The sequence below is a fragment of the Asanoa sp. NPDC050611 genome (assembly GCF_040654855.1).
Classification (GTDB): domain Bacteria; phylum Actinomycetota; class Actinomycetes; order Mycobacteriales; family Micromonosporaceae; genus Asanoa.
In genome coordinates this window covers 27176-52732 of sequence record NZ_JBFAIU010000014.1, presented here as the reverse complement: position 1 = coordinate 52732, position 25557 = coordinate 27176, and the positions used below count along the sequence as shown (strand labels likewise).

29 protein-coding genes are annotated in these 25557 nt (G+C 71.4%); 12 read left to right on the top strand and 17 right to left on the bottom strand.

The features are described from left to right. Positions 1–197 (bottom strand): hypothetical protein (locus AB0H87_RS04315; protein WP_360139387.1); only part of this gene is annotated, 197 nt, incomplete at its 3' end. Positions 198–482: 285 nt separating this feature from the next. Between AB0H87_RS04315 and AB0H87_RS04310 the strand changes: the two genes are divergently transcribed. Continuing rightward, positions 483–1013: a SigE family RNA polymerase sigma factor gene (locus AB0H87_RS04310; protein WP_360139384.1), complete on the top strand. Its 531-nt coding sequence runs from the start codon at positions 483–485 to the stop codon at positions 1011–1013. Further along, a complete protein-coding gene (locus AB0H87_RS04305) occupies positions 1010–1747 on the top strand; it encodes a hypothetical protein (protein WP_360139381.1) in 738 nt (245 codons plus the stop codon). The genes AB0H87_RS04310 and AB0H87_RS04305 overlap by 4 nt, the downstream gene beginning before the upstream one ends. Before the next feature lie 9 nt (positions 1748–1756). Here the strand turns inward: AB0H87_RS04305 and AB0H87_RS04300 are convergent, their stop codons facing one another. After that, complete coding sequence (locus AB0H87_RS04300) at positions 1757–2362, bottom strand: hypothetical protein (RefSeq protein ID WP_360139378.1); 606 nt, start codon at positions 2360–2362, stop codon at positions 1757–1759. Between the two features lie 137 nt (positions 2363–2499). On the opposite strand from AB0H87_RS04300, the gene AB0H87_RS04295 reads away from it, so the two are divergent. Next, on the top strand, positions 2500–3123 hold the full coding sequence (locus AB0H87_RS04295) for a dihydrofolate reductase family protein (RefSeq protein WP_360139375.1): 624 nt from the start codon (positions 2500–2502) through the stop codon (positions 3121–3123). Between the two features lie 43 nt (positions 3124–3166). On the opposite strand, the gene AB0H87_RS04290 is transcribed toward AB0H87_RS04295, so the two are convergent. Continuing rightward, entirely contained in the window at positions 3167–3322 is a 156-nt protein-coding gene (locus AB0H87_RS04290; protein ID WP_360139372.1) for a hypothetical protein, read from the bottom strand. Positions 3323–3401: 79 nt separating this feature from the next. Here AB0H87_RS04290 and AB0H87_RS04285 point away from each other — a divergent pair, with 79 nt between their 5' ends. Further along, positions 3402–4682: a multicopper oxidase domain-containing protein gene (locus AB0H87_RS04285; RefSeq protein WP_360139369.1), complete on the top strand. Its 1281-nt coding sequence runs from the start codon at positions 3402–3404 to the stop codon at positions 4680–4682. 9 nt (positions 4683–4691) lie between these two features. Here the strand turns inward: AB0H87_RS04285 and AB0H87_RS04280 are convergent, their stop codons facing one another. The 3 genes from AB0H87_RS04280 to AB0H87_RS04270 all read right to left on the bottom strand — a co-directional run bounded on the left by AB0H87_RS04280 (position 4692) and on the right by AB0H87_RS04270 (position 6635). Further along, positions 4692–4898 (bottom strand): hypothetical protein, encoded by a 207-nt coding sequence (locus AB0H87_RS04280; RefSeq protein ID WP_360139366.1) that lies wholly within the window; start codon positions 4896–4898, stop codon positions 4692–4694. Between the two features lie 148 nt (positions 4899–5046). Further along, a complete protein-coding gene (locus AB0H87_RS04275; RefSeq protein WP_360139363.1) occupies positions 5047–5838 on the bottom strand; it encodes an MBL fold metallo-hydrolase in 792 nt (263 codons plus the stop codon). Then, positions 5835–6635 (bottom strand): alpha/beta hydrolase, encoded by an 801-nt coding sequence (locus AB0H87_RS04270; protein WP_360139360.1) that lies wholly within the window; start codon positions 6633–6635, stop codon positions 5835–5837. The genes AB0H87_RS04275 and AB0H87_RS04270 overlap by 4 nt, the downstream gene beginning before the upstream one ends. Positions 6636–6819: 184 nt before the next feature. Here AB0H87_RS04270 and AB0H87_RS04265 point away from each other — a divergent pair, with 184 nt between their 5' ends. Next, entirely contained in the window at positions 6820–7773 is a 954-nt protein-coding gene (locus tag AB0H87_RS04265) for a helix-turn-helix domain-containing protein (protein WP_360139357.1), read from the top strand. 4 nt (positions 7774–7777) lie between these two features. On the opposite strand, the gene AB0H87_RS04260 is transcribed toward AB0H87_RS04265, so the two are convergent. Genes AB0H87_RS04260 through AB0H87_RS04245 form a run of 4 tightly spaced genes read right to left on the bottom strand, consistent with a single transcriptional unit; the run spans position 7778 to position 11221 of the window. After that, entirely contained in the window at positions 7778–8449 is a 672-nt protein-coding gene (locus tag AB0H87_RS04260) for a response regulator transcription factor (RefSeq protein ID WP_360139354.1), read from the bottom strand. Then, the gene (locus AB0H87_RS04255; RefSeq protein WP_360139351.1) at positions 8440–9591 is read right to left on the bottom strand and encodes a histidine kinase; all 1152 of its coding nucleotides are present in this window, start codon (positions 9589–9591) and stop codon (positions 8440–8442) included. Before AB0H87_RS04255 ends, AB0H87_RS04260 begins: the two co-directional genes overlap by 10 nt. A gap of 5 nt (positions 9592–9596) precedes the next feature. Beyond that, the gene (locus AB0H87_RS04250; RefSeq protein ID WP_360139348.1) at positions 9597–10316 is read right to left on the bottom strand and encodes a hypothetical protein; all 720 of its coding nucleotides are present in this window, start codon (positions 10314–10316) and stop codon (positions 9597–9599) included. After that, positions 10313–11221 (bottom strand): ABC transporter ATP-binding protein, encoded by a 909-nt coding sequence (locus AB0H87_RS04245; protein ID WP_360139345.1) that lies wholly within the window; start codon positions 11219–11221, stop codon positions 10313–10315. The genes AB0H87_RS04250 and AB0H87_RS04245 overlap by 4 nt, the downstream gene beginning before the upstream one ends. A 212-nt stretch (positions 11222–11433) precedes the next feature. Here AB0H87_RS04245 and AB0H87_RS04240 point away from each other — a divergent pair, with 212 nt between their 5' ends. Beyond that, complete coding sequence (locus AB0H87_RS04240; RefSeq protein WP_360139342.1) at positions 11434–13311, top strand: Xaa-Pro dipeptidyl-peptidase; 1878 nt, start codon at positions 11434–11436, stop codon at positions 13309–13311. Between the two features lie 90 nt (positions 13312–13401). Continuing rightward, complete coding sequence (locus AB0H87_RS04235) at positions 13402–13818, top strand: TIGR03618 family F420-dependent PPOX class oxidoreductase (RefSeq protein WP_360139339.1); 417 nt, start codon at positions 13402–13404, stop codon at positions 13816–13818. Here the strand turns inward: AB0H87_RS04235 and AB0H87_RS04230 are convergent. From AB0H87_RS04230 to AB0H87_RS04220, 3 genes are read right to left on the bottom strand one after another with little or no spacing between them, the layout of a single operon-like run. After that, a complete protein-coding gene (locus AB0H87_RS04230; protein ID WP_360139336.1) occupies positions 13815–14459 on the bottom strand; it encodes a response regulator transcription factor in 645 nt (214 codons plus the stop codon). The genes AB0H87_RS04235 and AB0H87_RS04230 overlap by 4 nt on opposite strands. After that, positions 14411–15712 (bottom strand): sensor domain-containing protein, encoded by a 1302-nt coding sequence (locus AB0H87_RS04225; protein WP_360139333.1) that lies wholly within the window; start codon positions 15710–15712, stop codon positions 14411–14413. Before AB0H87_RS04225 ends, AB0H87_RS04230 begins: the two co-directional genes overlap by 49 nt. Further along, positions 15705–16505, bottom strand: a complete 801-nt coding sequence (locus tag AB0H87_RS04220) for a CPBP family intramembrane glutamic endopeptidase (protein WP_360139330.1) — start codon at positions 16503–16505, stop codon at positions 15705–15707. The genes AB0H87_RS04225 and AB0H87_RS04220 overlap by 8 nt, the downstream gene beginning before the upstream one ends. An 85-nt stretch (positions 16506–16590) precedes the next feature. Here AB0H87_RS04220 and AB0H87_RS04215 point away from each other — a divergent pair, with 85 nt between their 5' ends. Further along, a complete protein-coding gene (locus tag AB0H87_RS04215; protein ID WP_360139327.1) occupies positions 16591–16887 on the top strand; it encodes an antibiotic biosynthesis monooxygenase in 297 nt (98 codons plus the stop codon). Between the two features lie 5 nt (positions 16888–16892). On the opposite strand, the gene AB0H87_RS04210 is transcribed toward AB0H87_RS04215, so the two are convergent. After that, complete coding sequence (locus tag AB0H87_RS04210) at positions 16893–17588, bottom strand: hypothetical protein (protein WP_360139324.1); 696 nt, start codon at positions 17586–17588, stop codon at positions 16893–16895. Between the two features lie 173 nt (positions 17589–17761). On the opposite strand from AB0H87_RS04210, the gene AB0H87_RS04205 reads away from it, so the two are divergent. Continuing rightward, positions 17762–19387 carry an alcohol dehydrogenase catalytic domain-containing protein gene (locus AB0H87_RS04205; protein ID WP_360139321.1) on the top strand — a complete coding sequence of 542 codons (1626 nt, stop codon included), beginning with the start codon at positions 17762–17764 and terminating at the stop codon, positions 19385–19387. A gap of 4 nt (positions 19388–19391) precedes the next feature. Here AB0H87_RS04205 and AB0H87_RS04200 read toward each other — a convergent pair whose 3' ends face one another. Next, positions 19392–20159 (bottom strand): AraC family transcriptional regulator, encoded by a 768-nt coding sequence (locus AB0H87_RS04200; protein ID WP_360139318.1) that lies wholly within the window; start codon positions 20157–20159, stop codon positions 19392–19394. Between the two features lie 54 nt (positions 20160–20213). On the opposite strand from AB0H87_RS04200, the gene AB0H87_RS04195 reads away from it, so the two are divergent. Then, entirely contained in the window at positions 20214–20657 is a 444-nt protein-coding gene (locus AB0H87_RS04195; RefSeq protein WP_360139315.1) for an alcohol dehydrogenase catalytic domain-containing protein, read from the top strand. Between the two features lie 292 nt (positions 20658–20949). On the opposite strand, the gene AB0H87_RS04190 is transcribed toward AB0H87_RS04195, so the two are convergent. Further along, the gene (locus AB0H87_RS04190; protein ID WP_360139312.1) at positions 20950–22509 is read right to left on the bottom strand and encodes a C40 family peptidase; all 1560 of its coding nucleotides are present in this window, start codon (positions 22507–22509) and stop codon (positions 20950–20952) included. A gap of 217 nt (positions 22510–22726) precedes the next feature. Between AB0H87_RS04190 and mqnE the strand changes: the two genes are divergently transcribed. After that, entirely contained in the window at positions 22727–23896 is a 1170-nt protein-coding gene (gene mqnE / locus AB0H87_RS04185) for an aminofutalosine synthase MqnE (RefSeq protein WP_360139309.1), read from the top strand. Then, positions 23893–24162: a DUF4229 domain-containing protein gene (locus AB0H87_RS04180; protein ID WP_360139306.1), complete on the top strand. Its 270-nt coding sequence runs from the start codon at positions 23893–23895 to the stop codon at positions 24160–24162. Before mqnE ends, AB0H87_RS04180 begins: the two co-directional genes overlap by 4 nt. Before the next feature lie 3 nt (positions 24163–24165). Here the strand turns inward: AB0H87_RS04180 and AB0H87_RS04175 are convergent, their stop codons facing one another. Continuing rightward, the gene (locus AB0H87_RS04175; RefSeq protein WP_360139303.1) at positions 24166–25518 is read right to left on the bottom strand and encodes a C39 family peptidase; all 1353 of its coding nucleotides are present in this window, start codon (positions 25516–25518) and stop codon (positions 24166–24168) included. Positions 25519–25557 lie beyond the last annotated feature (39 nt).

The window sequence follows — 25557 nt, the reverse complement described above, 5'->3', positions numbered from 1 at the left end:
ATCTTCGTGCGCGCGGCGGCCAGGTAGTCCGGCGTCGGGCTCGGCGTCGGTGACTGGCTGGGTCGGGCCGCGGTCGGCGACGTGCTGTCGTCGTCGGTCAGGCGCCACACGGCGCACGCCTCGACCGCGCCGGCGCCCGTGAGGGCCAGCACGGACGCGGCCAGCACGTTGCGCCGGGACAGCCCGCGCCGGCTCATGCGGCCGGACCCGGGTCGAGGACGGGTGACTGCCGGTTTCGAGGGGTGATCATCAAGGTCCTAATCGCGTCCGCCACGGTTGGCACGGTTAAGACGGACCCGCGATGGCCTGGCGTTGCACGTAGTGAGAAAGATTCGGTGACCGACCCGCCCCGGGGCGAAGCACCGCCGGTGGGGCAAAACCGCAGGTCAGCAGCCAGATCATGACACGGTACGAGCCCGGCGGAGAATCAGATGTGCGCCGAGCAACCCGACTGGTGGTGCATTCCGTCCCTTGGACATGACGTGGTGCGAAGGCCCGGAGCGGTGAACCGGGATGCGGAGGACGAATACCGCGAGTTCGTGGCAAGCCGACTGAGCCCGTTGCGGCGGATGGCCTACCTGCTGTGCCGGGACTGGCACACGGCCGACGATCTGGTTTCCATCACCATCGGCAAGCTCTACCGGAACTGGGGGCGAGTAGGCGACGCGACGAACGTCGACGCGTACGTCCGGAAGGTGTTGACCCACGCCTGGCTCGACGAGCGCCGCCGACCGTGGCGGCGCGAGCACGCCGTGGACGAGCTGCCCGACCGAGCGGAACGGGGGGTCGGGGAGCCGTCGGTGATCGACCGGAGCGAGCTCCTGCAGCTGCTCGGCCAGCTTCCGCCGCGGCGGAAGGCGGTCGTCGTGCTCCGCTACTACTGCGACCTGTCGGTGGCGGAGACCGCCGAGATCCTGGGCATCACGACCGGCTCGGTCAAGAGCCAGGCGGCGCGTGCGCTGGAGACGCTGCGCCTGATGGCGACGGAACCTGTGGGAGGGAAGAAGCGGTGACGTACCGGCAGCTTTTCGACGAGGCGATCGGCGAGGCGCCGCCGTCGTCGGTCGACGTCGATCGGGTGGTGGCGCGCGAGGTCCGGCGGTTTCGGGCACGCCGGACACGTGCGGCCGGGATCGCGGCCGTGGCGGTCCTCGCCGCCACGTTCGGCATCGGCGCGCTGCGGGACGACGCGCGCCCGATGTCCGGTGCCACGACGACCATCGCGGTGACGGACCAGGAACGGCTCACCAAGGCGATGCTCGCCGCCCTCGACCGGGAGGCCCCCAGGTTGGGCTGGGTGACCGGCGCGACCGGGAAGACCGACACGTGGAACGGCCCGGTCACCACGCGGTCGACCTGGCAGGTCAACGAGGTATCGGGGTCGTCGTACGCCGGTTGGTTCGGCTGGGCGGTGGTCGTCCGCGGCGATGTGCGCGCCCGGGTCTCGATCCAGGTCGTCACCCCGAATGCCCGGGCGACCGACAAGGGGGCCTGCGCCAGATCGACGCCGAACTGCACCGTTTCCCAGGGCCCGAACGGCGAACGCGTCCGTGCTGAGACGTCCGAGGCGTACCGGGGCCAGCCCACCGGCGGCGAGTTCGACGTGATGACGGATGTGAACGTCACCGTCTTCCGGCCCGACGGCACGGAGGTGAAGGCGACGGCCAGAACGGCCAAGGGCGAAACCCTGCTGACCCCGGACCAGCTGACCAGGATCGCCCTGGACCCGGCGGTGGCCATCGACTGAGGGGGCCTTCTACCGGTTGGGTTCGGGCCGGCGGGCGAGCGGGGCGAGGGCCAGCCACAGGCACACCGCACCAACGCCCTCGAGGAGGCGGAGCGCGCCGTCGGCCGGCCGGCCCACGACCATCAACGCGATCCCCAGCAGGACCAGCAACGCCTGCCACGCGTTGGCGGTACGCCGCAGCGCGGCCAGGATCATCAGCGCCAGCAGACCCACGAAGAGCAGGATCGGGCCGACCGTGAAGAAGACCAGCTCCACGCCCGGGGCGGCGAAGACCTTGTCGTAGAGGTCGTCCATGGCGGGCTTGTCCACGGCACACAGGCCGACGACCAGGTCGATGACCATCTGCACGACCAGCGTGGCCGCCCCGATCAGCGCGACGACAAGAGCGACCCGCCCCACGAGCGAACGGCCGACGAGGCGGGACAGGGCGTACGCGGCGGCTCCGAAGAGCGCGAAGCCCACGATCCAGAGCGCGTGTGCGACATCCCAACCGGCGTTGGGGCCGGAAGCGCCGCCGAGGCGCATGATCACCCAGCCGCTCAGCCAGACGAGAGGTGCCGCCACCAGGCCGGCGTCGGGCAGTCCGGCGAGCCGCGACGACCCGAGTTCGATCATTCTCGATGTCATAAGTGGACGGTAGGCGGCGCCGACGGCGGTGCACATCGGTGGTGCCCCGGACCGCGCCCGGACACTTTTGCCCGTAGGGCGACCCATGAAGCCGACGTGAAACCGGGGTACGCGAGTCTTTACCCGTGCAGCTGACCACCATCACGAACGTCTCTCTCGACGGGGTGACGCAGGGGCATCGACGGATCGACGACCCCGAGCAGGGCAGCGGATTCGACCGCTTCGGCTGGGGCCCGCCGCTGCTCGACGACGAGGCGTCGGCGTTCATCGGCAACGCTTTCCAGCGCGCCGACGCGTTCCTCCTGGGGCGGCGGACCTACGAGATCTTCGCGGGGTCCTGGGGAGCGGGCATGGATCCCGGCAACCCGGTCGGGGAGGCGTTGAACACGCGCCCCAAATATGTGGTGTCGACATCGCTCGAAGACCCGCGGTGGGCGAACACGACGGTCCTGTCCGGGGACCTGGCGGCCGCGATCGCCGAGTTGCGCGCCGGGCCGGGCGGTGAGCTGCAGGTGTGGGGCAGCGGCACCCTGATCCGCTGGCTGCTCGAGCATCGGTTGGTCGACGAGATCGTCCTGCTCACCTATCCCGTGATCGTCGGGCAGGGCACCCGGCTCTTCCCATCGGCCGGCCCGGACATCGGACTCGCGTTGGTCGACCTGCGGTCCACCCCCAAGGGCATGGCGATCCAGACCTACCGGACGACGGGTCGCCCACAGTACGAGGCGGCCACTGACTCGGAACGGTGACTCTGTGTGTCGCTACGTACACTCGCCGGATTGTCTTGGAAACTCAGCGGGTGGAGTGGTCGAAGGTAAGCAGGCGCAACGTCATCGTCGGTGCGACGGCGGGGGTGGCCGCCCTCGTCGCGGCTGGAGCGGCGGGCGCCGCGCGGGGCAGGGCGAGCGCCGAGCCCGCGGCCGCGCCGGCCAGGGAGCCCGCCGCCACGCCCGCGACCGGGCATCAGGGGCATGGTGGGCAGGTGCGGCACCGGTCGGGTCCGGCGGTCGAGCCCTTCAGCGTCCGCATGCCTCTTCCGCCCGTGCTGCGGCCGGAGTCCACCAAGGGCGACACCGACCGCTACGTCGTGACCGCCCGGAAGGCGCGCGTCGAGATCCTGCCCGGCACGCGCACCGAGGTGCTCACGTACGCCGGGGCGTTCCCCGGGCCGACGTTGCGGGCCCGCGTCGGGCGAAAGGTGATCGTCCGGCACACCAACGACCTCGACATGGGCACGTCGGTGCACGTGCACGGTGGCCGCATGCCGGCGGCCAGCGACGGGTTCCCGACCGACACGCTCGCGCCGGGCCGGAGCCGCGACTACACCTATCCGAACCAGCAGCGCGCCGCAACGCTGTGGTACCACGACCACGCCCACCACATGGAGGCCGAGCACGTGTTCCGCGGGCTCGCCGGCTGCTACCTGATCGAGGATCCGGCCGAGGCCGGCCTGCGCCTGCCCAGCGGTACCCACGACATCCCGATCATGCTGCGGGACGCCCGCTTCGACGACCGGGCCCGGCTGGTCTTCGAGCCGAACGACTTCCAGGAGCGCACCACGATCCTCGCGAACGGCAAGCCCTGGCCGTACTTTCCGGTCGCCGCGCGGCGGTACCGGTTGCGGTTCGTCAACGCCTCGAACCTGCGGACCTTCGCGCTGCGGCTCGGCAGGAACACCGAGGTCGCCCAGATCGCCAGCGACTGCGGTCTGCTCACGGCGCCGGCGGCCGTCCGGTCGTGGCGGCTGACGCCGGGGGAGCGCGTCGAGGTCGTCGTCGACTTCAGCCGGTTCAAGGTCGGCAGCCAGGTCTTCCTCGAGGACGAGGACGCCGGGCCGGTGATGCGCTTCGACGTCAGCCGGGGCGGCAAGGACACGAGCCGCGTGCCGGACCGGCTCAGCACGATCCCGGCGCTGCCGGCCGCCACGGCCAAGCGGAAGTTCGTTCTCAGCTTCGACCGGGCCACCGGCCGGTTCCTCATCAACGGGCGACAGTTCGACCCGAAGCGCGTCGACACCCGGATCAAGCGCGGCACCACCGAGGTGTGGACCGTGACGAACGACAGGTCCGGCTTCGCCGTGCCGCACAACTTCCACCCGCACCTGGTGCAGTTCCGGGTGCTCGACCGCAACGGGCGGCCCCCGGCGCCGGGCGAGGCCGGCTTGAAGGACACGATCGGCGTCGCACCCGGTGAGACCGTCCGACTGCAGGCGACCTTCGGGCCGTACACCGGGCGGTATGTGTATCACTGCCAGATGATCGACCACTCGTCCACCGGCATGATGGCGCAGATGAAGATCGTCGACTGACTCCTCAGTTCAGAACGTCAGCGGCGGTGGCGGGCCGTTCGGGTCGTCACCGGGCCGGATCTCCGCCGTACCGGCCGCGACCGTCACCCGGTAGCCCTGCACCCGCGCCCAATCCAGCACCTGCTGGTCGGGCGGGGTGAGGACGATGTCCGTCTTGCCGTCGTTCATCGCGATCAGTGCCTTCAGCAACCCGAGGTCGGGTGTCCACGTCAGCATGGCTCGATGATGCCGAGCGGGTCCCGTGGACGGGATCGGCCAGGGAGATCGTCCCGCCGTCCCGGCGGCTGACGCCCTGACCGTCAGCCGCCAGGACGGTCGGCGCCGCCAAACGTCTCCCAGTGACCGGCCACCCGGTCGGGGCGGGTCAGGTCTCCAGGTCGGTGGGCACGCCGATCGGCACCCACGCGATGCGTTCGCGCACCTCGTCGGGCGCGTTCCCGAACTCCCGCTCCATGGCGGTCCGCGACTCCTGGAAGTGTTTCCAGCCCTCGTAGTGCACGGGCACGGCGGTTCGGGGCCGCACGGCGTCGAGCAGCTTGACGGCGGCCCGCGCGGTCATGCTGTAACGCAGCGGCCCGGTCACGGGAAACCGGACGCCGCCCAGGTGCACGAGCGCGAGCCCGATCGGCAGGCGGCCGACGATCTCGCGTACGCCCGGATAGAGAACGGTGTCGCCGGACACCCAGAGACGTCCGTGCCGCTGTCCGTCCCAGCCGAGGGCGAAGCCGACCACGTCGCCGACGATGGGACGGCTCAACGGCGGGCCGTGCCGGCACGGCGTGGCGGTGATCTCGACGGTGGGACGCTCACCGTCCCGCAATGTGGTCGACTCCCACGGCGCCAGCCCGCGGGCGTTGCCGCCGAGCCGGCCGGCGCCCGGCCTGGTGGTGATGACGGCGCCCGCCGACGGCAGCAGCTCGCGGCCCGCGTCGTCGAGGTTGTCGCCGTGGTGGTCGTGGGTCAGCAGGACGGCGTCGATGGGACCCAGCGCGTCGGCGGAGAGCGCGGGCCCGACGAGCTTGCGGGAGGAGGTGCCCCAGCCGAACGCGTACGTGCGTCCGGCCGGGTCGAACGTCGGGTCGGTCAGCAACCGCCAGCCCGCGAACTCGATGAGCGCCGTCGGCCCGCCGATGTGGGTGACGCGGACGGTGGTCATGACCGTGCGTGCTCGAGGGCCCAGTCGAGAACCTCGTCGGCGATCCGCTCCCAGCCCTCCTGGGCCGGCAGGAGGTGCGCGTAGCCCTCGTACTCGCGGATCTCGGTGATCGTGTTCGACTTGTAGTGCTTGCGGTTGGACTGCTGGATCGCCGGCGGCATGATGTGGTCCTCGCTGCCGGAGACGAACAGCAGCGGCGCGCGGTCGTCGTTGTGGTAGTCGACCCAGGTCTCCTGCGGGCCGGGCTGGAAGTTGGCGAGCACGCTGCCCCACAGGATGCCGCCGTTGGCGGGGATGTGGTAGCGCTCGTAGAGGGCGCGGGCCTCGTCCTCGGTGAACGTGTTGGTGAACGCGTACCGCCACTGCTCGAACGTCAGACCCACTGCCTTGTGCCGGTTGGCCGGGCTCTTCAGCACCGGGAAGGTCGACTTCACCTGCGAGAGCGGCACGACCCGCACGCCCTCCGTCGGTGCCGAGTTCAGCGCCACGCCGGCCGCGCCGAAGCCGTGGTCGAGCAGGATCTGGGTGAACGCGCCGCCGGCCGAGTGGCCGATGATGATCGGCGGGCTGTCCAGCTCCTTGATCTCTCCCTCGATCTTGGCGATGATCTCCGGCACGGTCACGTCGACGATGATCTGCGGGTTCTCCCGCAGCGCCTCGACCTCGACCTCGAAGCCCGGGTAGCCCGGCGCCAGCACCCGGTAGCCCTTGGCCTCGTAGTGGCGGACCCAGTTCTCCCAGCTGCGCGGGGTGACCCAGAAGCCGTGAACGAGGACGATGGTGTCCGGTTTGGTCATGAAGTGCCTCCTAGCAAGAGCGGACGAGCGCGAGCAGATCCTCGGAGAGCGTCCGCTCCCTGAGCACGATCCCCCCTGAGCTGCGCGTCCATGAGAGCCTTTGGAGCAGCGTGCACTACCGGGCCAGGCCGTGAGTGCACCGTTGTCGGCTCTCCGTGCACACCAGGCGGCTCACATGGGTTTCGTGTTGGATACCGCGGACATTCCGCGTCAAGATCGCATCGACACCGTCTACTCGGCGATGATGCAGGCGTCCGCGCCGTCGTACGTCGTCCACGAGGACGCGGACGGCGAGGTGCACACCCGCATCGAGTTCTGGGAGCTCGGCGACGCCAGCGTCTTCACCGTCCGGTCGACGGGCATCCGGTTGCTGCGCACGCCGAAGCTGGCCAAGGAGGACGCCGCACCGGTGGTCGCCCTCTCCGTCCAGCGGCTCGCCGCGGGCCGACACGAGCAACTGGGCCACCGCCAGGTCGTGCGGCCGGGAGCGCTGATGATGGTCGACCTGTCCGCGCCGTACGACTTCTCCTGGTCGGGCACGGGTGCGGCGGGTTGCCTGCAGATACCCATCGACGACGTCGGCCTGCCGATCGACGTCATCCGCCGGGCCGCCGTCAACCTCCGGGCGAGTCCGTTGTACGGCGCCGTGACCAGCCACGTCGCGCAGCTGGTGCGGGAACCTCGGCGGTTGAGCACACACAGCGCGGCCGACATGTTCGGTCGGGCCAGCACCGAGCTCGCCCGCGCCCTGCTCGCCTCGGCGGCGCCCGCCGAGCCGCACGCACGCGCCGTGCTCGCCGAGACACTTCTCGCCCGGGTGCGCCTCTATGTCCGCCAACACCTGGCCGACCCCGAGCTGAGCCCGGCCGCGATCGCCGCGGCCCACCACATATCGGTGCGGTACCTCTATCGGATCTGCGCCGACGCCGATCTCCGCCTCGAGCAGTGGATCATCAGCGAACGCCTGCGCCGGGCGAGGGAAGAGCTGCTCCGCCCGGAAAGCCAGCAGCTGACGATCGCGAACATCGCCCGCCGGTGGGGTTTCCGGGATCCCAGCCACTTCGCCCGCCGGTTCCACCGGATGTACGGCGTCACCCCGACCGAGCTTCGTCGGGACCGCGCCACCGCATCGAAGTGAACCGTCAGTCGCCGGCCGTGGCGAGTCCGTTCGCGTAGGCGAAGATCACCAGTTGCACCCGGTCGCGGGCGCCGACCTTCGCCAGCAAGCGGCCGACGTGGCTCTTCACGGTCGCCTCGGTCACCACCAGCTGCTCGCCGATCTCTCCGTTGGTCAGCCCGCGGGCGACGAGGACGAGCACCTCGCGTTCGCGTGGGGTCAGCGCGTCGAGCAGCGGGGACGGGCGTCCGGCGACCGCGGGGCGAGCGGCGAACTCCTGGACGAGCCGGCGGGTGACCGTGGGCGAGAGCAACGCGTCGCCCGCGTGGACCACGCGGATGGCCTCCAGAAGCCGGTGGCGCGGCGCGTCCTTGAGCAGGAAACCCGCCGCGCCCGCGCGCAGCGCCCCGTAGACGTACTCGTCGAGATCGAACGTGGTGAGGATCAGGACCCCCGGCGTGTGGTCGCGCCCAGGTGCGGTCAGGCGCGCCGTCGCCGCGACGCCGTCCAGGACCGGCATCCGGATGTCCATGACGACGACGTCCGGTCGCAGTTCGGCTGCCCGCGCCACCGCCTCCGCGCCGTCCTGCGCCTCCCCGACGACCTCGATTCCCTCCTGGGTCTCGAGAAAGAGCCGGAGACCGATGCGGATCAACTCCTGGTCGTCCGCCAGGAGAACGCGGATGCTCACGGGCACGCCGCGATCGGCACGTGCGCGGCGACGCGGAAGCCGCCGTCGGGGCCCGGTCCCGCCGCGAAGTTCCCGCCGAGGAGCCGGACGCGTTCCCGCATGCCGACGAGCCCGTGTCCGCCGGAAGGGTGCTGACCCGACGGCCCCACTCCACGATCGGACACCTCGAGGTCGAGGTGTCCCTGCCGGGCCTTGAGCCGGACGAGCGCGTGGTCCGTCCCGGCATGCCGCAGCACGTTGGTGAGGGCTTCCTCGACGATCCGATAGACCGACAGGGCGACCCCTTCGTCGAGGACCGGCGGTTCGTCGTCGATGTCGAGGCTGACCGAGAGGCCGACGGCGCGGAAGGTGGCCACCAGTTCCGTCAGTTCGGCCACGCCCGGCAGGGGCCGGTGCGGTGCCGCTGAGGCGGGCATCCCGGAGCGGAGCAGGGTCAGCAGCCGGCGCAGTTCCGCGACGCTCTGCTCACCGCTGGACTCGACGCGGCGCAGCACGTCGGCGGCGACGTCGGGTTTCGTGGCAAGGACATCCCGCGCACCGCGTACGCCGACCAGCATCACCGTGACCGAGTGCGCGACGATGTCGTGGAGCTCCCGCGTGATCGCGGCCCGCTCCTCGTGCGCGGCGATCGCCGCCTGCTGCTCACGTTCGGCGCGCGCGGCGGCGGCCCGCTCGCGCAGGTCGGCGTGGTGCCGGCGGCGACCCCGGAGGGCGGCGCCGATCGCCCACACGGCCACCGGCGGGGGCACCGAGGTCACCGAGAGCGCCACGAGCACGATCGTGGCGCCGATCAGTGCCACCACCGAAACTCGCGCCCGACAGCGTTCGGCGACGGTGAACAGCGCGACACAGACCAACGCGCCACCCGGGTGCTCGCCCAGGGCGAAGAGAAAACCGGTGACGGCGAGCATTTCCGCCAGCAACAGCAGCGGATACCGGCGTCGACCGAGCAGCGCCGCGCCGGCGGCAACCGTCAGGAGCACCGTCGTCGGGCGCACCGGGGAACCGTCGTCATAGAGCAGAGACAGTTCGCCCGCGATGCCCACCACGACCGCGAGGACGTCGACGAGCCTCCGCTCGGCACTGGGGCTCAGCCACCGCCCGCCCCCCAGCCGGGCACGCAGCCGAGGGGCGGAGAGCCAGGTCATGGCCGTTATCCTAGATCGCGGCGGCGTTCGGCGAACACGGCCAAGATCGCCAACCCGGCGGCCCAGGCGGCAAGGGCCAGGGCGGAGGCAGGCACGGAATGCGCCGCGCCGTGCACCCCCCGGGTGAGCACCTGCACGCTGCCGAACGGTGTGTAGTCGACCGCCGAGGTGTTGATCATCCCGATCAGCGACGGCGCGACGAAATAGACGACGATGCCGGCCACCAGCGCGGCGATCTGGTTGCGGACCAGACCACCAAGGGCGGCGCCGACCAGCACCGAGAGGAACCCGGCGAGGACGCAGCCACCGGCCAACGGGATCAGTTGTGCCGCCGTGAGGTCGGGGCCCGGATGGTGCGCGGCGAGGATCGGCACCCCCAGGGCGAACGACGCCCCCGTCGTGACCACGGCCAGGCCCAGTCCGACGACCACCGTCGCGACCAGGCGGGCAGCGACCACGGCGCCCGGGTCCCGGCCGGACATGAGCACCGCGGGCGCCGCGGTGTGGTGCCGGTACTCGGCCGTGACGGCGACCAGGCCGAAGAACAGCAGCAGCAGCGGCATCCCGCCGAGCGCCTCCTCCTTCTCGCTGACCTCGTCGAGCGTTCCGGACGCGAGCGAGACGATGACGACGTTGAGGACCGCGAGCGCGACCGAAGCGAGGCCGAACCACAACGCGGTCCGGATCGTGAGGAGCTTGCGCACCTCGCCGACGACCAGGGTCATGACCGCGCTCCCATCAGCTCGAGGAAGACGTCCTCCAGCGAGGTGGACTGCGGCGTCAGCTCGTGCAGATCCACCTCCGCCCGGCGGGCCACCTCGGCGACCGTGGGCGCGTCCAGGCCGTCGATCAGGTGCCGCCCACTGGTCACGTCCGGCGTGAGCTGGCCGCCCGCGCGTACGACCGCCTCCGTGAGCCGCCCGGGATCGTCGGTCCGGACCCAGACCCCGCCGGCCGGAGTCAGGTCCGCGATCGCGCCGGCGTGAACCATACGGCCCTGCCGCACCACGACGATCTCGTCGACGGTGTGCGCCGCCTCGCTGAGCAGGTGGCTGGACACGAGCACCGCCCGGCCCCGCTTGGCGCGTTCACGCAGCAGCGTGCGAAGCCAGCGGATCCCTTCGGGGTCGAGCCCGTTCGCCGGTTCGTCGAGGACCAGCACCTCGGGATCGCCCAGCAGGGCCGCGGCCAGCCCCAGCCGCTGGCGCATGCCGAGCGAGAAGGTCCCGACCCGTCGGCCGGCGACGTCGGTCAGCCCGGAGAGCTCCAGCACCTCCTCGACCCGGGCCCGGGGCAGCCGCGCGAAACCGGCCAGGATCCGCAGGTGTTGGCGGGCGGAGCGGCCCGGATGAGCGCCGCAGGAGTCGATCGCCACGCCGATCGTGCGGGCCTCGGGCGAGCGTTCCTGAAGGGGCTTGCCGGCGAGCAGCACGCGGCCCGAGGTCGGGCGCACGAGGCCGGCCAACATCGCCAGCATCGTGGTCTTGCCGGCGCCGTTGGGTCCGAGGAACCCGGTCACGACGCCGGGCCGGACGTCGAAGGAGACGTCGTCGACCGCGGTCAGCCGGCGGTACCGCTTGGTGAGCCGCTCCGCGGTGAGCACCGCGTGGGGATGGGTTGGTTCTGCCATGTCCACAACGGTCCCGCTCAGGGCCGGTCCCGGTCATCAGTCCACGGACGAGACTTCGTCTCCGACCCAGGTCGGAGACTCGACGACCGTGATCATCTTCATCTCGCCCGGGGCGGGACAAACGTGCGAGCGGGCTTAGCATGAGCAAGTGGATCATCATGATCCATCCCCGCCGATACCCCTCGGTGAGCCCCTCTCGAACGGAGACGTTCATGCGCAGACCACCAAGTCTGGCACTGCTCGGCGTCGCGATTTCCGGCACGCTGATCGCGGCGGCTACCGCCTCGCCCGCGGCGGCCCAACCGACCGGAACCCCGTCCCCTCAGATCGTCGTCGCTGACGGGATGACCCAGCCGGTCTTCTCGTTCGCCGACGCGATCGAGGAGCGGGTCTACGTGCAGACCCCTGTGGACACCGACCACGACGGCAATCTCGACCGGGTCGCGATCGACATCTCCCGCCCCCGGGAGACCGCCACCGAGGGCTTCAAGGTGCCGGTGATCTTCGAGCACAGCCCGTACCGCAAGGACACCTGGGACGATGTGCCGTACCCCAGCGTCCTGGTTGACGATCTGCCGCAGAACGGCCTGTCGAGCCGATCGCGTCTGGCCGCCGGGCCGACCGCGAACGCCGCGGCCAAGGCCAACCTGCCGGGCTCGCTCGACGACTACTACGTCCCGCGCGGCTACGCCGTGGTGCTCGGCCAGAGCGTCGGCACCGCCGACTCGGACGGCTGCCCGACCAGCGGCGACCAGGCGGAGACGCTCGGCACGAAGGCGGTCATCGACTGGCTGAACGGCCGGGCGAAGGCGTACGACGCCGCGGGTGCGCCGGTCGAGGCCACCTGGACCACCGGTGCGGTGGGCATGACCGGCGTCTCCTACAACGGGACGCTGCCCAACCAGGTCGCCACGACCGGGGTCAAGGGGCTCAAGACGATCGTCCCGGTCTCCGCGATCAGCAGCTGGTACGACTACTACCGGGCCAACGGTCTCGTCGTCGCCCCGGGCACGTTCCAGGGCGAGGACCTCGACATCCTGGCCCAGTACACCGCCGGGCAGACCCGGGCCCAGGGCACGTGCGTCGACGAGCTCGCGCAGATCACCGAGCAGCAGGACCGGATCACCGGTGACTACTCCAAGTTCTGGGCCGACCGCGACTACCGCGACGCGAGTGACGTGCGGGCCAGCGTCTTCGTGGTGCACGGCCTGAACGACTGGAACGTCAAGACCGAGAACTTCGCCGGCTGGTGGGACGAGCTCGCCCGGCACGACGTGCCGCGCAAGATCTGGCTGCACCAGGGCGGCCACGGCGGTCCGGGCAGCAGCGCGTCGGTGACCCTGCCGAGCGGTCAGACGTGGACCTACAAGCAGACCGAGAACCGCTGGTTCGACTACTGGCTGTGGAACGTCCGCAACGGCATCATGGACGAGCCGACGGCCGTCGTGCAGCGCGAGAACCGCAACTACACGACGTACGCCAACTGGCCCGACGACGCGGCCAAGGACGTCGCGCTGCGGCTCGCCGCGACCAGCGCAACCGAGACCGGCACGCTGACGACCGGCAAGGCGCCGAAGGGCAAGATCGAGCAGGGCTTCGTCGACGAGGGCCGCACGATCCGCCCGGCCACGCTGGTGGCGGGCCCGGAGACGGCCAGCCCGAACCGGCTCGCCTACCTCACCCCGGCGCTCGGCCAGGACGTCCGGATCTCCGGCCGGCCGGAGATGCGGCTGCGGATGGCCATCGAGAACCGGCCGGACGCGAACCTGACCACGTACCTGGTGGACTACGGCCCGGCCGGCTCGACCGCCGCGCCGACCGTGGTGACCCGGGGCTGGATGGACCCGCAGAACCGCAAGGACGCGTCGAAGACCGAGAAGCTCAAGCAGGGCAAGATGTACGACTTCCGCTGGACGCTCGAGCCCAAGGACTACATCTTCCAGGCCGGGCACCGGATCGGCGTGGTGGTGTTCTCCAGTGACCAGGACTACACCCTGCTCCCGCTCGGCGGCACCGAGCTGCGGGTGGCGCCGAACGACAGCGAACTGCGCCTGCCGGTGGTCGGCGGGCGGGCCGTGCTCGGCTTCTGACAACGCCCACGGGTGCCCGGGTCGTAGCGACCCGGGCACCCGCTCCCGCCACCGTTCGCGCGAGCGGATCTTGCGTTCTAGGGTGTCCCCATGGCTTCCACCCCTTTGCCGGAGCGGGTCGTCGAGCTGTTGCGGCTGCCGAACCCGGCGGTCATGGCGACGGTCGCCGCGGACGGCCGCCCCGTGACCGTGGCCACCTGGTACCTGCTCGAGGACGACGGCCGTGTGCTGCTCGGCCTGGACGCGGAGCGGGCGCGGCTCAAGCATCTGCACGCCGATCCGCGCGTCTCGTTGACCGTGCTGGCCCGCGACGACTGGTACACCCACGTCAGCCTGCAGGGCCGGGTGCTGTCCATCACCGACGACGTCGGCCTGCGGGAGATCGACCGCCTGGCGCGGCACTACACCGGTGACGCGTACGCGAACCGGGAACGCCCCCGGGTCGCCGCTCGGGTCGAGATCGAGCGGTGGCACGTGTGGGGCAAGCTCCGCGAGGGCGGCGCTTAGCGGTTCAGGTAGGCCAGGACCGCGAGGACGCGGCGGTTGTCGTCGTTCGAGATCGGCAGGTCCAGCTTCGTGAAGATGTTGGCGGTGTGCTTGGTGACGGCGCTCTCGCTGACGTGCAGGCGTTGGCTGATGGCCTGGTTGGATCGGCCCTCGGCCATCAGGGCGAGCACCTCGCGCTCCCGGTCGGTGAGCGCGGTGACCGTGCCGCGGGCCGTGCCGCGCACGAGCAGCCGCGAGATGACGTGGGGATCGAGGACCGTGCCGCCCTCGGCCACCCGGCGGACCGCGTCGACGAACTGGCCGCCGTTGGAGACGCGATCCTTCAGCAGGTAGCCGATGGCGCCGGCCTGGTCGGCCAGGAGCTCGCGGGCGTACAGCTGCTCGACGTACTGCGAGAGCAGCAGGATCGGCAGGCCGGGACGCCGGCGTCGGGCGGCCAGCGCGGCCTGCAGTCCCTCGTCGGTGTGCGACGGCGGGAGCCGGATGTCGACCACCGCCACGTCGGGCTCCGCGGTGAGCAGCGCCTGCTGCAGGGCGGGACCGTTGTCGACGGCCGCGACCACGTCGAAGCCGTGCTCGCGCAGCAGCTTCGTCAGACCGTCCCGGAGGAGGAAGAGGTCTTCGGCGATGACAACGCGCACGGGATCTCCATGAGAACGGTGGTGGGACCGCCGGGCGGGCTGTCCACGGCGATGGTGCCGTCGAAGGCGGCGAGCCGGCGGCCGATCCCACGCAGGCCGGTCCCGTCGGCGGGGTCCGCGCCGCCGTCGCCGTCGTCGACGACCTCGATCGACAGCCGGCCGGCGCCGTACCGCAGATCGACGTTGATCTGGTGGGGTCGCGCGTGCTTGGCCGCGTTGGCCAGCACCTCGTTGACGGCGAAGTAGGCGGCGGCCTCCACGGGTGGTGCCAGCCGGGCCGGGATCGCCGCCCGGACCGTCACGTCGACCACCATCTCCAGCGCGAGGGCGCGCACCGCATCGGGCAGGCCCCGGTCGGCGAGCACCGGCGGGTGGATGCCGCGGACGAGGTCGCGCAGCTCCTGCAGGGCCGCCGTCGAGGACTCCCGGGCCTGCACGAGCAGCGCGCGGACCGCCTCCGGATCGCCGTCGAGCTGCCGTTCGGCGGCGTCCAGGCTCATGCCCATGGCGACCAGCCGGGCCTGCGCGCCGTCGTGCAGGTCGCGCTCGATCCGCCGCAGCTCGGCGGCCGAATGGTCGGTCATCTCGGTCCGGATGTCGGTGAGCTGCTCGACGCGCCGGGCCAGCTCCGCCCGCCGGGTCGTCAGCAGCGACCGCGTGAGCCTCGCGTGCTGGCGCAGCCACCACGGCCCGGACCAGACGCCGAGCACGACGAACAACACACCCAGCGGCACGGCGAGCAGGGCGTTGGTCCAGCTGTCGACGTGGATCACCGCGTAGTAGTTGCCGTCGGCGAAGGCGTGGATGGTGGCCCAGAGGAACGGCTGGACGAGCGCGCCGAACAATCCGTAGACGATGAGCGCGAGCGGCCCGGCTGCGAGCACGCCGCCGGTGAAGGGGTCGAGCGTCGCCCAGGCCACCTCGTCCCAGAAGCCGCGGCTGCCGAGGATCTGCCAGCACAGTCGTGCCCGGCCGGCGAAACCGTCCTGATCCGCGACCCATGGCGGCGACGCGGGCAGCGGCTCTCCCGACCAGCTTGCCGCCCGGGCGCGGGCCCGGTTGGCCAGCATCCGCAGCCGGGCCGCAGCCGGGGGAAAGAGGTTCACCCCGACCCCGAGGGGGATCAGCATTCCGGCGGCGCCCACCGCCAGGACCGTTACGGCCGCGACGACGGAGTCGCCGACCAGGCGCGATCCCCGCACGGCGGCCGCGATCCGGGACGGCGCCCGTCCGGCACGGGTGCCGTCAGTCATCGGTGTTCCTCCCTGTCCGGCCCGACACGATCGTCACGAGTGCGGCGAGCACACAGGCGCCCGCGAAGGTCGTCATCGCGGTGACGTCACCGCTCTCCTCGCGCATCAGCAACAGTAGGCCCAGGTTGACGACGGTATGGAAGGTGCCCGCGATGAGCAACCGGTGATCTCGGGCACCCTCCAGCAGGATCGCCAGGATGATCGACATCGCGATGGCGGAGATCAGGAAAGCCGCGGCGTACGTCGGTCCGGCGGCGAAGACCTGGACGTGCCAGAGGCCCCACAGCAAGCCGACGATCGTGCCGGTCGTCACGACCCCGTACCGCGTCCGGAGGTACGGGGTCAGGAAGCCGCGCCAGCCGAGCTCCTCGCCGCAGGCACCCACGAACTGGGCGACGGCGATCAGGACGAACGAGTGCGTGAGGGTTCCAGGACGGGTGTACGTCACGTCCGCGCCGCGCAGCGCGTACACGGCGAGGACGGCGCCGAAGATGCCGGCGCACAGGGCGGCCACCGCGAGCAACCGGGCCAGCACCTGCCGGGACAGCGCCCAGCCCGTCGCCATCGGCGGACGCCATCGGCCGCGCCACGCCAGCAGCACGGCGACCACGCCCAGGGTCGGGGCGAACTGCACCAGCTCGATGATCACGGGATCCACCCCGAGCAGCGGCTGTGCCAGCCCGATCAGGCCCGCGGTCACCATCGTCACCGCGTAGAAGAGCCCGATCACCGCGGCCATCCGGGGTGCCGCCGTCGCACCGGTCGCTGTCGTTGTCACCTCAGTCGCGTTCACGCCTCGACGATGCCGAGCGGAGATCGTCCTCGCGATGAGGTCAGGTACCGAACCCGGCTGTACCTATCTCCACTACCGTGAGGTGATGGCGGTAGTGAAGATCAACGCGATCGAGGTCCCCGAGGGTGCCGGGCCGGAGCTGGAGCGGCGGTTCGCCGCCCGGTTGCACGCGGTGGAGAACCAGCCCGGCTTCCTCGGGTTCGAGCTGCTGCGTCCGGTGTCGGGCGAGAGCCGTTACTTCGTCTACACCAAGTGGGACAGCGAAGAGTCCTTCCAGGCGTGGTCCAACGGCCCGGCGAAGGAGGCGCACGGGGGTGCCCGGGCGAAGCCGGTCGCGTCCGGCTCGAGCCTGCTGGAGTTCGAAGTCGTCCAGAGCGCCTGACGGAGTCAGCTCAACCGTTCGATCACCGCGCGTCGGACCAGGAACTTGCCCGGCTCGCGGACCTGCTCGAAGGCCGCGTTGTTCAGCAGCACGCAGCTGCCCGACGGGCTGGTGACCCGGACCGTCGTGCTGCGGTTGTTGTCCAGGTTGGTGACCCGCAACGTCGTTCCGACCGGGAACGTCCCGCTGGAGGCGGCGGGCGCGGCGTCCTCGTTGAACAGCGTCACGGTCGAGCCCTTGCAGACGACCTCGCCGTCGCTCGCGGCTGGTGCGTCCTCGGCTGGTGCGTCCTCGGCTGGTGCGCCCGCGGCCGGTGCGTCCTCGGCTGGTGCGCCCTCGGCTGGTGCGTCCTCCGCTGGTGCGCTCTCGGCCGGGGCGGCTCGGGTGGGTTCGGCCGGCGCCGGAGTGACCGGGTCGGCGACGACGTTCGCCGTGCAGCCGGCTGCGGCGCGGCGCTGCTGGATGAGGTCGACGACGGCCTGCCGATTGGCGATCCGCGCCTCGGCGAGGGCGTCCGGGTTGGCCCGCTGGTCCGCGATGAAGGTCAGGTTGTTGCGCAGCGCGGTGTCCAGGCCGGCGCAGCTCTCGCCGGCGTTGCTCAGCCCCGTGCCGGCCACCAGCGCGCCCGCGAGCAGGGCCACCGCCGCGCCACCGAGGATCAGTTTCCGTGCCCGGCCGGTCGTCCCGCGTTGCCTGTCCATGAACCGCTCCTTCGCGCGTCGGCTGCCCAGCTGCAGCACCATGACGTACGGCCGAGGGCCGGCACGCGGATTGGTTCACATTCCTAAATGATCCTTAAATCCGCACCGACACGTTCGGAGGCATTTTTCGGGCGATCGCGTCGGCGCCGGCGGCGATGAATTACGGTCCGCCAATGGGGGATCTTCACGACTACCGCACGGTGGCCGGGCCACTGCCCGATCTCAACAGGCAGTGGCGGCTCACCGGCCCAGGACTGTCCGATCTGGAGCGACCCGTCGGCGTGCCGCTGCCGGTGCCCGGCCACGACGAGTTGCTCGTGCGGCACGACGCCGTCGGCGTGTGCTCGTCCGACGTCAAGATCGCGCGACTCGGCCTCGACCATCCGCGGGTCCGTGGGTTCCCGGTCGTACCAGGCCACGAGGTGAGCCTCACCGTGGCCGCGGTCGGTGCGGGGCTGCGCGACGCCTACGCGCCCGGCGACCGCTTCATCGTGCAGGCCAGCATGACCATCGACGGGTGCGCCCGTGCCTACGGGTACGACCTGCCCGGCGGCCTCGCCCAGTACGCCGTTCTCGGCCCGGAGATGTTGCCCTACCTCGTGTCGGTGCGGCCGAGCACGGGCTATGCCGAGGCGGCGCTCGCCGAGCCGTGGGCCTGCGTCGAGGCCGCCTACGCCATCGCTTACCGCACCGCCTGGCGCGCCGGCGGCACCGTGTGGCTGACCGGTGACGGCGCCGGGGTAGAACTCGGCGAGGCGGCCGGCTGGCGCCCGGGGCGGTTGCATCTCGACGTCCAGGACGCGGCTTTCGCGCAACGGGTACGCGACTGGGCGTACGCCGCCGGTGTGGAGGTTGTCGCCGGTGCGCCGGCGGACGCGGTGGACGACGCCGTCGTTCTCGGCCCGGAGCCCGAGCGGGTCGAGCAGGCGTTGGCCGCCCTCGCCCCGAACGGCACGTGCGCCGTCGTCACCACCGCGCCGATGGCCCGACCTGTGCGGGTGGACGTGGGCCGGTTGCACTACGACGGCCTGGCCCTGTTCGGCACGGCCCAGAAGGACCTCGCCGCGCCGTACGCGCCGATCCGCACCGAACTGATGCCCGGCGGACGCCTCTGGGTGCTGGGTGCCGGCGGTCCGATGGGCCGGATGCACCTGCGTCGCGCGCTCCAGCGGGACGGGCGACCGGCCAGCATCGTGGCGACCGACCGCAGCGGGCGGGCTGCGCGCGGCTTCGGCCGGGTCGCGCCGGGCGTGCTCACGTTCATGTCCGAGCGGGAGTGCGGCGACAGCGAGACGCTGGCGAAGGGGCTGAACGACGCGACCGGCGGGCTCGGGTTCGACGACGTCGTGGTGGTGGCGCCGGCCGCGCCGGCCGTCGAGGCGGCGTTCGAGCAGCTGGCCGACGGCGGGGTGATCAACCTGTTCGCCGGACTCCCACGGGGCACGCGCTGCGCGTGGGACCTCACCGCGATCGCGCACCGCGGTGTGCGCGTCGTCGGGACGAGCGGGTCGTCGATCGCCGATCTGCGCCAGGCCCGCGACCGCATCGAGAGCGGCGTGCTGCAGCCGAACCGCTCGGTCGCGGCGATCGCCGGGCTGGACGCGGCGCCGGAAGCGCTGCGGGCGGTCGCCGAGGGACGCTTCGGCGGCAGGGTGGTGGTCTTCCCGAACCTGCGCGGAGCGCTGCCGCTCACGCCGCTGGCCGACCTGGCGGGTGTGCTCCCCGAGGTCGCGGACCGCCTGGAGCGCGGACACTGGACCCACGCGGCCGAGGAGGAACTGCTGCGCGCGCTGACGTGACCGGTCACGCACCGGCAGCGGCCCGGGAGCCGGCGCGGTGCCGACCCGGGGTGGTGCCGACGACCGCGGTGAAGGCGGCGATGAAGCTGCTCGGGTTCGCCCATCCGCAGGCGTGCGCGACGTGCGTCGTGTCGTGGCCCTCGGCGAGGAGCACGAGCGCGTGACAGACGCGTAGCTGGGTGCGCCACTCGTAGAAGGTCATGCCCAGCTCGTCGTGGAAGAGGCGGCTGAGCGTGCGCGCGCCGGCGCCGACCCGCTGCCCGAGCGCGGCCAGCGAGCTGCCGTCCGCCGGGTCGTCGGCCAGGATGCGCGCGACCGACCGCAGCCGGTCGTCCCGCGGCTCGGGCAGGTGCGTGGGCTGCTCGTGCGCCTCGCGGAGCTCGTCGACCAGGACCCGGTGCAGGCGGGCACGGCTCCCGCGGTCGAACTGCCGCCGGCCGGTGAGCGTCAGCAGGACCTCGCGGGCGAGCCCGGATGCGAGGAAGACGGCGGGGCGAGCGGGCGCGCGCCGGGCCAGTGCCGCCGGCAGGAAGACGATGCGCATGTCGGTGTCGCCGTGCGCGCGGTGGTGGTGCGTGGACGCGGCCGGGATCCAGGCGACCCGGTTGGCCGGGACGATCCAGGTGCCGCCCTCGGTGTGGACGGACAGGACGCCGCTGGCCGCGTACACCAGGTGCCCCCGCGGGTGGGTGTGCGCCCGGCTCGTGTCGCCGGAGAGCCACAGGTGCCTTCCGCCGGACGGCCAGATCGTGGATTGGCGGGCTAGGGGCATAACTTGGCATTCTAACGGTGGCCCGCCGGACGCTCGGTGACGAGAGTTCAGGACATGAAGACGACGATGCGAGCGGCGGTCTGCGTACGGGCGGGCGGTCCCGAGGTCCTGGAGATCCGTGAGCTGCCGGTGCCGGCGGTACGGGAGGGCTGGAGCCTGGTCCGGGTAATGGCGGCCGGCCTCAACCGTTCGGAGCTGCGCACCCGTCAAGGTCATTCGCCCGGCGTCACGTTCCCGCGCGTGCTGGGCATCGAATGCGTGGGCGTCGTGGCGGCGTCGACCGACCCCGCGCTGCCGGAGGGCACGACCGTCGCGGCGGTGATGGGGGAGATGGGCCGGGCGTTCGACGGTGGCTATGCCGAGTACGCGCTGCTGCCGAACGCGCTCCTCATGCCCGTGACCACCACGCTGCCGTGGGAGGTGCTGGCGGCGCTGCCGGAGACGTACCTGACCGCGCAGGGCGCCTTGGACGCCCTCGGCGTCCGGCCGGGCGAGTGAGCCGCCGCACCCGGCCAGAGCGCACCGGCGCCGCTGGGCGGTGGCGGCGGCTCGTACGCCTCGGGCAGGTCCTCGGCCTCCGGCTCGGGCAGCTCGGTGCCCACCGCGGGCGGCGGCGGCAGCGGCGGTAGTTCAGCGGCCAGGCTCCCGGGTGGCGCCGACTCGTCGCGCTCTGGCTTCTCGTCCATCGCTGCCTCCCTGCCCGCCGCCGGGCGCACGTGTGCCCGCCCGGCGCGCCGTGCCAATGTCACATCGTGGCACAACCGCACACCCTTCTTGTCGGGAAGGCGGTCTAGCTGCCCGACGTGCCGGTCGGCGTGGCGGCCGATTCGGTCGACGCGCCACCGTCGCGGGTCGCGTTCGGCTGGGCCGGCGGCGTGGTGGCCTCCTCTTCGTTGGCCGGCGGCGCCGTGGTCTCGTCGTCATCAGCCGGCGGCGTGGTCTCTTCGTCCGGTTCGTCCGGCGTCGGCGCACCGGTCGTCGGCGTGCCGGTCGTCGGCCCGCCGGTGGTAGGTCCGCCGGTGGTCGGCCCGCCCGTGGTGGGTCCGCCGGTCGTCGGTCCGCCCGTCGTCGGCCCGCCCGTGTTCGGCGGCTTCGTGGTCTGGCCGGGCTTCGGCTTCGTCGGCGGCTTGCTGGTCGGCGGCGGCGTGGGCCCGACCGGCACGCCCGGGAAGATCCGGGTCGCCGCGTAGAACCGCGTGTACCAGACCGAGGAGATCTTGACGACGTCGCCGGTGGTCGGGGCGTGCACCATCTTGCCGTTGCCGATGTACATGCCGACGTGGTGGACGGTCTGCCAGCTGGACCCGGAGGCGAAGAAGATCAGGTCGCCGGGAAGCAGCGCGCCCTGGGACACGCTCTGCCCGCGGGTCGCGTAGTACTGGTCGCGCGCCACCCGCGGGAGCGTGTAGCCGACCGACCGGTACGACGCCCACATCAGGCCGGAGCAGTCGAACGAGTTGGGACCCTCGGCCGCCCAGACGTACGGGTCGCCGAGTTGGGCCAGCGCGTACTGGACCGCCTTCAGCGCGTTGGCGTTGGCCCGCAGGCCCGCGGCGCTCTCGTTCCGGACGTACTGGGCACCGGCCCGCTGCTCGACCCGCTCCTGCTCACGCTCGTACGCCTCGACCGCGTCGATGTTGTCGGCCCGCAGCTTGCGCAGCGCGTCTTCCTTGGTCTTGCGGGTCTTCTCGAGGTCGGTCGCCTGCTTGACCAGGCTGTCGTACTTGGCCTGCATGGCGGCGTAGTACGAGGTGGCGTTCTGCTCGGCGACCTTGGCCCGCTCGACCCCGTCGCCGGCGATCTCCGGGTGCGGCCCGGCCGACTGGCCCGTCAGCAGCCGGTTGAGCATGTCGAGGTCCTGCAGGTCCCGGTCGTACGCGCCGGGCGGCAGCGCGGCCGCGGCCTTGAGCGCGTCGCCGGCCGCGTCGTCGGCGGCGTGCTGCGCCGCGGTCAGCTGGTCGCGCATCTGGCGCAGGTTGGCGTCGGCCAGCCGCAGGTCGCCTTCGGCCTGGTCACGCTGCTGCTGGAGCTCGAGCACCTGCTCGCCGAGCAGCTGGACCTCGGTCGCGCTGGAGTTGATCCGGGCGGCCAGCGGGCCGCTGGCGGTCGGCGACGGGATCTGCGGGAGGCTGGTGACCGGTGCCTGGCCGGGCAGCTGGACGGCACCGATCGCCGCAGGCCGCGAGCCGTCGTCGGGGGCGGTCGCGGGAAGCGGCGGGTCGGCGAACGCCGGCGTGCCGAAGCCGGCCGCGGCGGTGGCCGTGGCCAGCAGCAACGCGGCCCAGGCCACGGGTCTGAACACCCGCATGTGCTGCGGATGGTCCTGGCCGTTGGGCTGCCGGCTCGACATGATCCTCCCCGGATGTCGCGTTGTGACGACCCAACACCCGGCGGCACATTACGGACCCGATGGGCCCGACGCGCCGTCTGGTGTATCCCGTCACACTCGTTACTACCGCAAAAGCGTGGCGACTGTCGATGGCAGCAGCGGTAACGAGATGCTGAGAACGAATGAACGGCAGTGGCCGAACGGTGATCATCACGCGGGTGCACGTACGCTCGCCTGCATGGACGAGGCACGCAAGCACGAGCTCGAGGAAAAGGTCTACGCGGGTATCCGACTTTCCCGACAGGACGGTGTGGACCTCTACGAGTGCGATGATCTGGCCTGGCTCGGCCGGCTGGCTCACCACAAGCGCACGGAGCTCAACGGCGACCGGGTGATGTTCAACATCAACCGGCACCTCAACCTGACCAACGTCTGCTCGGCCAGCTGCGCCTACTGCTCGTTCCAGCGCAAGCCGGGCGAGAAGGACGCCTACACGATGCGCATCGACGAGGCGGTCCGCAAGGCCAAGGAGATGGAGAGCGAGCAGCTCACGGAGCTGCACATCGTCAACGGCCTGCACCCGACGCTGCCGTGGCGCTACTACCCCAAGGTCCTGCGCGAGCTGAAGTCCGCGCTGCCGAACGTCAACCTCAAGTGCTTCACCGCGACCGAGGTCCAGTGGTTCGAGAAGATCAGCGGGCTGCCGGCCGACGCGATCCTCGACGAGCTGATGGACGCCGGCCTCGAGTCCCTGACCGGCGGCGGCGCCGAGATCTTCGACTGGGAGGTCCGGCAGCACATCGTCGACCACGACACCCACTGGGAGGACTGGTCGCGGATACACAAGCTGGCCCACAGCAAGGGCATGAAGACCCCGGCCACCATGTTGTACGGCCACATCGAGGAGCCCCGGCACCGGGTCGACCACGTCATGCGGCTGCGCGAGCTGCAGGACGAGACCGGCGGTTTCGCGGTCTTCATCCCCCTGCGCTACCAGCACGACTTCGTCGACTCCCAGGACGGCAAGGTCCGCAACAAGCTGCAGGCGCGCACGACGATGGCGTCGCCGGCCGAGTCGCTCAAGACCTTCGCCGTATCCCGCCTGATGTTCGACAACGTCCCCCACGTCAAGTGCTTCTGGGTGATGCACGGCCTGTCGGTCGCCCAGCTCTCGCTCAACTTCGGCGTCGACGACCTGGACGGCTCGGTGGTCGAATACAAGATCACCCACGACGCCGACTCCTACGGCACGCCGAACACGATGCACCGCGAGGACCTGCTCAACCTGATCTGGGACGCCGGCTTCCGGCCGGTGGAGCGGGACACCCGTTACAACGTCGTCCACGAGTACGACGGCCCGCCGTCGCTCGCCGAACGCCGCGCCGACCCACAGGACGTGATGTCGTGAACCCCGCCGTCAAGTACACGCTGGCCCGGCTGGGCCTGTTCGTGCTCATCTTCGCCGCGCTGCTGCCGGTGCCGATGGACATCTTCCTCAAGCTGATCCTCGCGCTGGCATTCTCGGCCGCGATCTCGTGGTTCTTCCTGCGCACCTGGCGCGACCAGATGGCACAGCAGCTCGCCGACCGGGTCGACAAGCGCCGCGAGGACAAGGCCCGGCTGCGCTCCGCGCTGGCCGGCGAGGACGACCCGCCGGCCACCGCGAAGGGCTGAGCGCTACCAGTTGGTCGAGCCGGGGACCTTCGGCCACGGCTTCCACCACGGCTTGATCAGGTACGCGATGCCGCCGGTGCCGCCCGAGACGCCGCCGGAGGCGTTGATCCGCTTGGTCCGCAGCCAGACCTGCTCGAACTGGCTGCGCTTGTAGACGTTGCGCACCACGTCGTTCGACGAGCTGGCCGGGTCGTTGATGATGACGTCGCCGTCCGCGGTGAAGCCGACGATCACGAACAGGTGCCCGGAGGTGCCGTAGTTGGCCCCGTCCAGCTCGCTGGCCAGGAACGACTGGCTCGTCACGATCGGGATGCCGGCGGCGATGAAGCGCTCCGCCTCGTCCAGCGAGTGCAGCCGGGTGACCTTGCCCTCCAGCCCGGGGTACGAGGCCGCGTACGCCGTGTTGAACGGCCAGTTGCCGGCGCCGTCATAGGTGTAGTCGTAGGTCATCCGCGCGGCGTGGTTGACCGACGGGTCCGGGTAGGTCGGGTCGACCCACGCGGTGTCGGCGTCCGACGGCTTGCGGCCCCAGTACTCGATCACCATCTCGGTCGAGGTCGGCGAGCACCAGGCCTCGCCACCGCCGTCGTACTCGGGGTAGTGCCCCTCGTGGATGTTCTGGGAGTAGCGCGGCACCGCGAGCTCCTTGCCCCAGGCGATGTGCCCGGCGCTCGGTGGCACGTCGAACCGGTCCGGCACGTACGACGACATGGCGCCGAGCGCCCAGACCCGCGGCGAGGCGAGCTGGCCCGGCGCGCGGTAGAGCGTCAGCCGGAGCTGGTAGGACCGCAGCATCACGCCGTTGGCCACGTCGTCGATCGAGAACGTGTCGGTCCAGATCGTCGAGTACGGGTCGCCCTGCCGGTTCACGGAGGTGCGCTTGATGTCCTCGTCGCCGGAGGCCCAGCGCCCCATCACGTACCAAGGCGTCTGGTTCCCGGTGTTGTAGGTGCCCTGCATCTCGACCTGGATCCAGGTGCCGCGCGGCGTCTCGGCGTTCCAGGAGGCGATCAGCTCGCTGGCGTCGAACCCGACGTCGCGCTTCGGCGAGGTCCAGGTCGCGTAGTTCCAGCTGCGGGTGACCCCGGTGTGCGGGTCGGTGTAGTCGGTCGTCCCCTGTGGACGCAGGATGGTCACTCCACCCTGGAGGCCGGGAACGCCCGGAATGCCCGGCAGGGCGATGGTGCCCTGGTGACTGCCGGTGCGCCAGTCGCGATATGTCGACCAGCCCTGGTACGTGATCTGCTCGTCATGGACGGGCGGCGGGGTGACTGCGGCACCGGCCGGCGCCGCGAACCCGGCAATTAAGGCAACCGCCCCGAAGACCGCGACGGCCGCCCGCGCTGATGCGTTCATGGCTGTCACTATCGCTGTTGAAAGGAAGTTTCACCAGAG

Bases quoted from the DNA above. Each gene is read 5' to 3' on its own strand.
- AB0H87_RS04225 (WP_360139333.1), bottom strand. From the start codon at position 15,712: ATGACTGACGGCACCCGTGCCGGACGGGCGCCGTCCCGGATCGCGGCC.
- mqnE (WP_360139309.1), top strand. From the start codon at position 22,727: ATGGACGAGGCACGCAAGCACGAGCTCGAGGAAAAGGTCTACGCGGGT.
- AB0H87_RS04205 (WP_360139321.1), top strand. From the start codon at position 17,762: ATGGGGGATCTTCACGACTACCGCACGGTGGCCGGGCCACTGCCCGAT.
- AB0H87_RS04210 (WP_360139324.1), bottom strand. From the start codon at position 17,588: ATGGACAGGCAACGCGGGACGACCGGCCGGGCACGGAAACTGATCCTC.
- AB0H87_RS04300 (WP_360139378.1), bottom strand. From the start codon at position 2,362: ATGATCGAACTCGGGTCGTCGCGGCTCGCCGGACTGCCCGACGCCGGC.
- AB0H87_RS04270 (WP_360139360.1), bottom strand. From the start codon at position 6,635: ATGACCAAACCGGACACCATCGTCCTCGTTCACGGCTTCTGGGTCACC.
- AB0H87_RS04235 (WP_360139339.1), top strand. From the start codon at position 13,402: ATGGCTTCCACCCCTTTGCCGGAGCGGGTCGTCGAGCTGTTGCGGCTG.
- AB0H87_RS04245 (WP_360139345.1), bottom strand. From the start codon at position 11,221: ATGGCAGAACCAACCCATCCCCACGCGGTGCTCACCGCGGAGCGGCTC.
- AB0H87_RS04280 (WP_360139366.1), bottom strand. From the start codon at position 4,898: ATGCTGACGTGGACACCCGACCTCGGGTTGCTGAAGGCACTGATCGCG.
- AB0H87_RS04275 (WP_360139363.1), bottom strand. From the start codon at position 5,838: ATGACCACCGTCCGCGTCACCCACATCGGCGGGCCGACGGCGCTCATC.
- AB0H87_RS04250 (WP_360139348.1), bottom strand. From the start codon at position 10,316: ATGACCCTGGTCGTCGGCGAGGTGCGCAAGCTCCTCACGATCCGGACC.
- AB0H87_RS04240 (WP_360139342.1), top strand. From the start codon at position 11,434: ATGCGCAGACCACCAAGTCTGGCACTGCTCGGCGTCGCGATTTCCGGC.
- AB0H87_RS04190 (WP_360139312.1), bottom strand. From the start codon at position 22,509: ATGTCGAGCCGGCAGCCCAACGGCCAGGACCATCCGCAGCACATGCGG.
- AB0H87_RS04200 (WP_360139318.1), bottom strand. From the start codon at position 20,159: ATGCCCCTAGCCCGCCAATCCACGATCTGGCCGTCCGGCGGAAGGCAC.
- AB0H87_RS04285 (WP_360139369.1), top strand. From the start codon at position 3,402: ATGCCTCTTCCGCCCGTGCTGCGGCCGGAGTCCACCAAGGGCGACACC.
- AB0H87_RS04255 (WP_360139351.1), bottom strand. From the start codon at position 9,591: ATGACCTGGCTCTCCGCCCCTCGGCTGCGTGCCCGGCTGGGGGGCGGG.
- AB0H87_RS04175 (WP_360139303.1), bottom strand. From the start codon at position 25,518: ATGAACGCATCAGCGCGGGCGGCCGTCGCGGTCTTCGGGGCGGTTGCC.
- AB0H87_RS04195 (WP_360139315.1), top strand. From the start codon at position 20,214: ATGAAGACGACGATGCGAGCGGCGGTCTGCGTACGGGCGGGCGGTCCC.
- AB0H87_RS04215 (WP_360139327.1), top strand. From the start codon at position 16,591: ATGGCGGTAGTGAAGATCAACGCGATCGAGGTCCCCGAGGGTGCCGGG.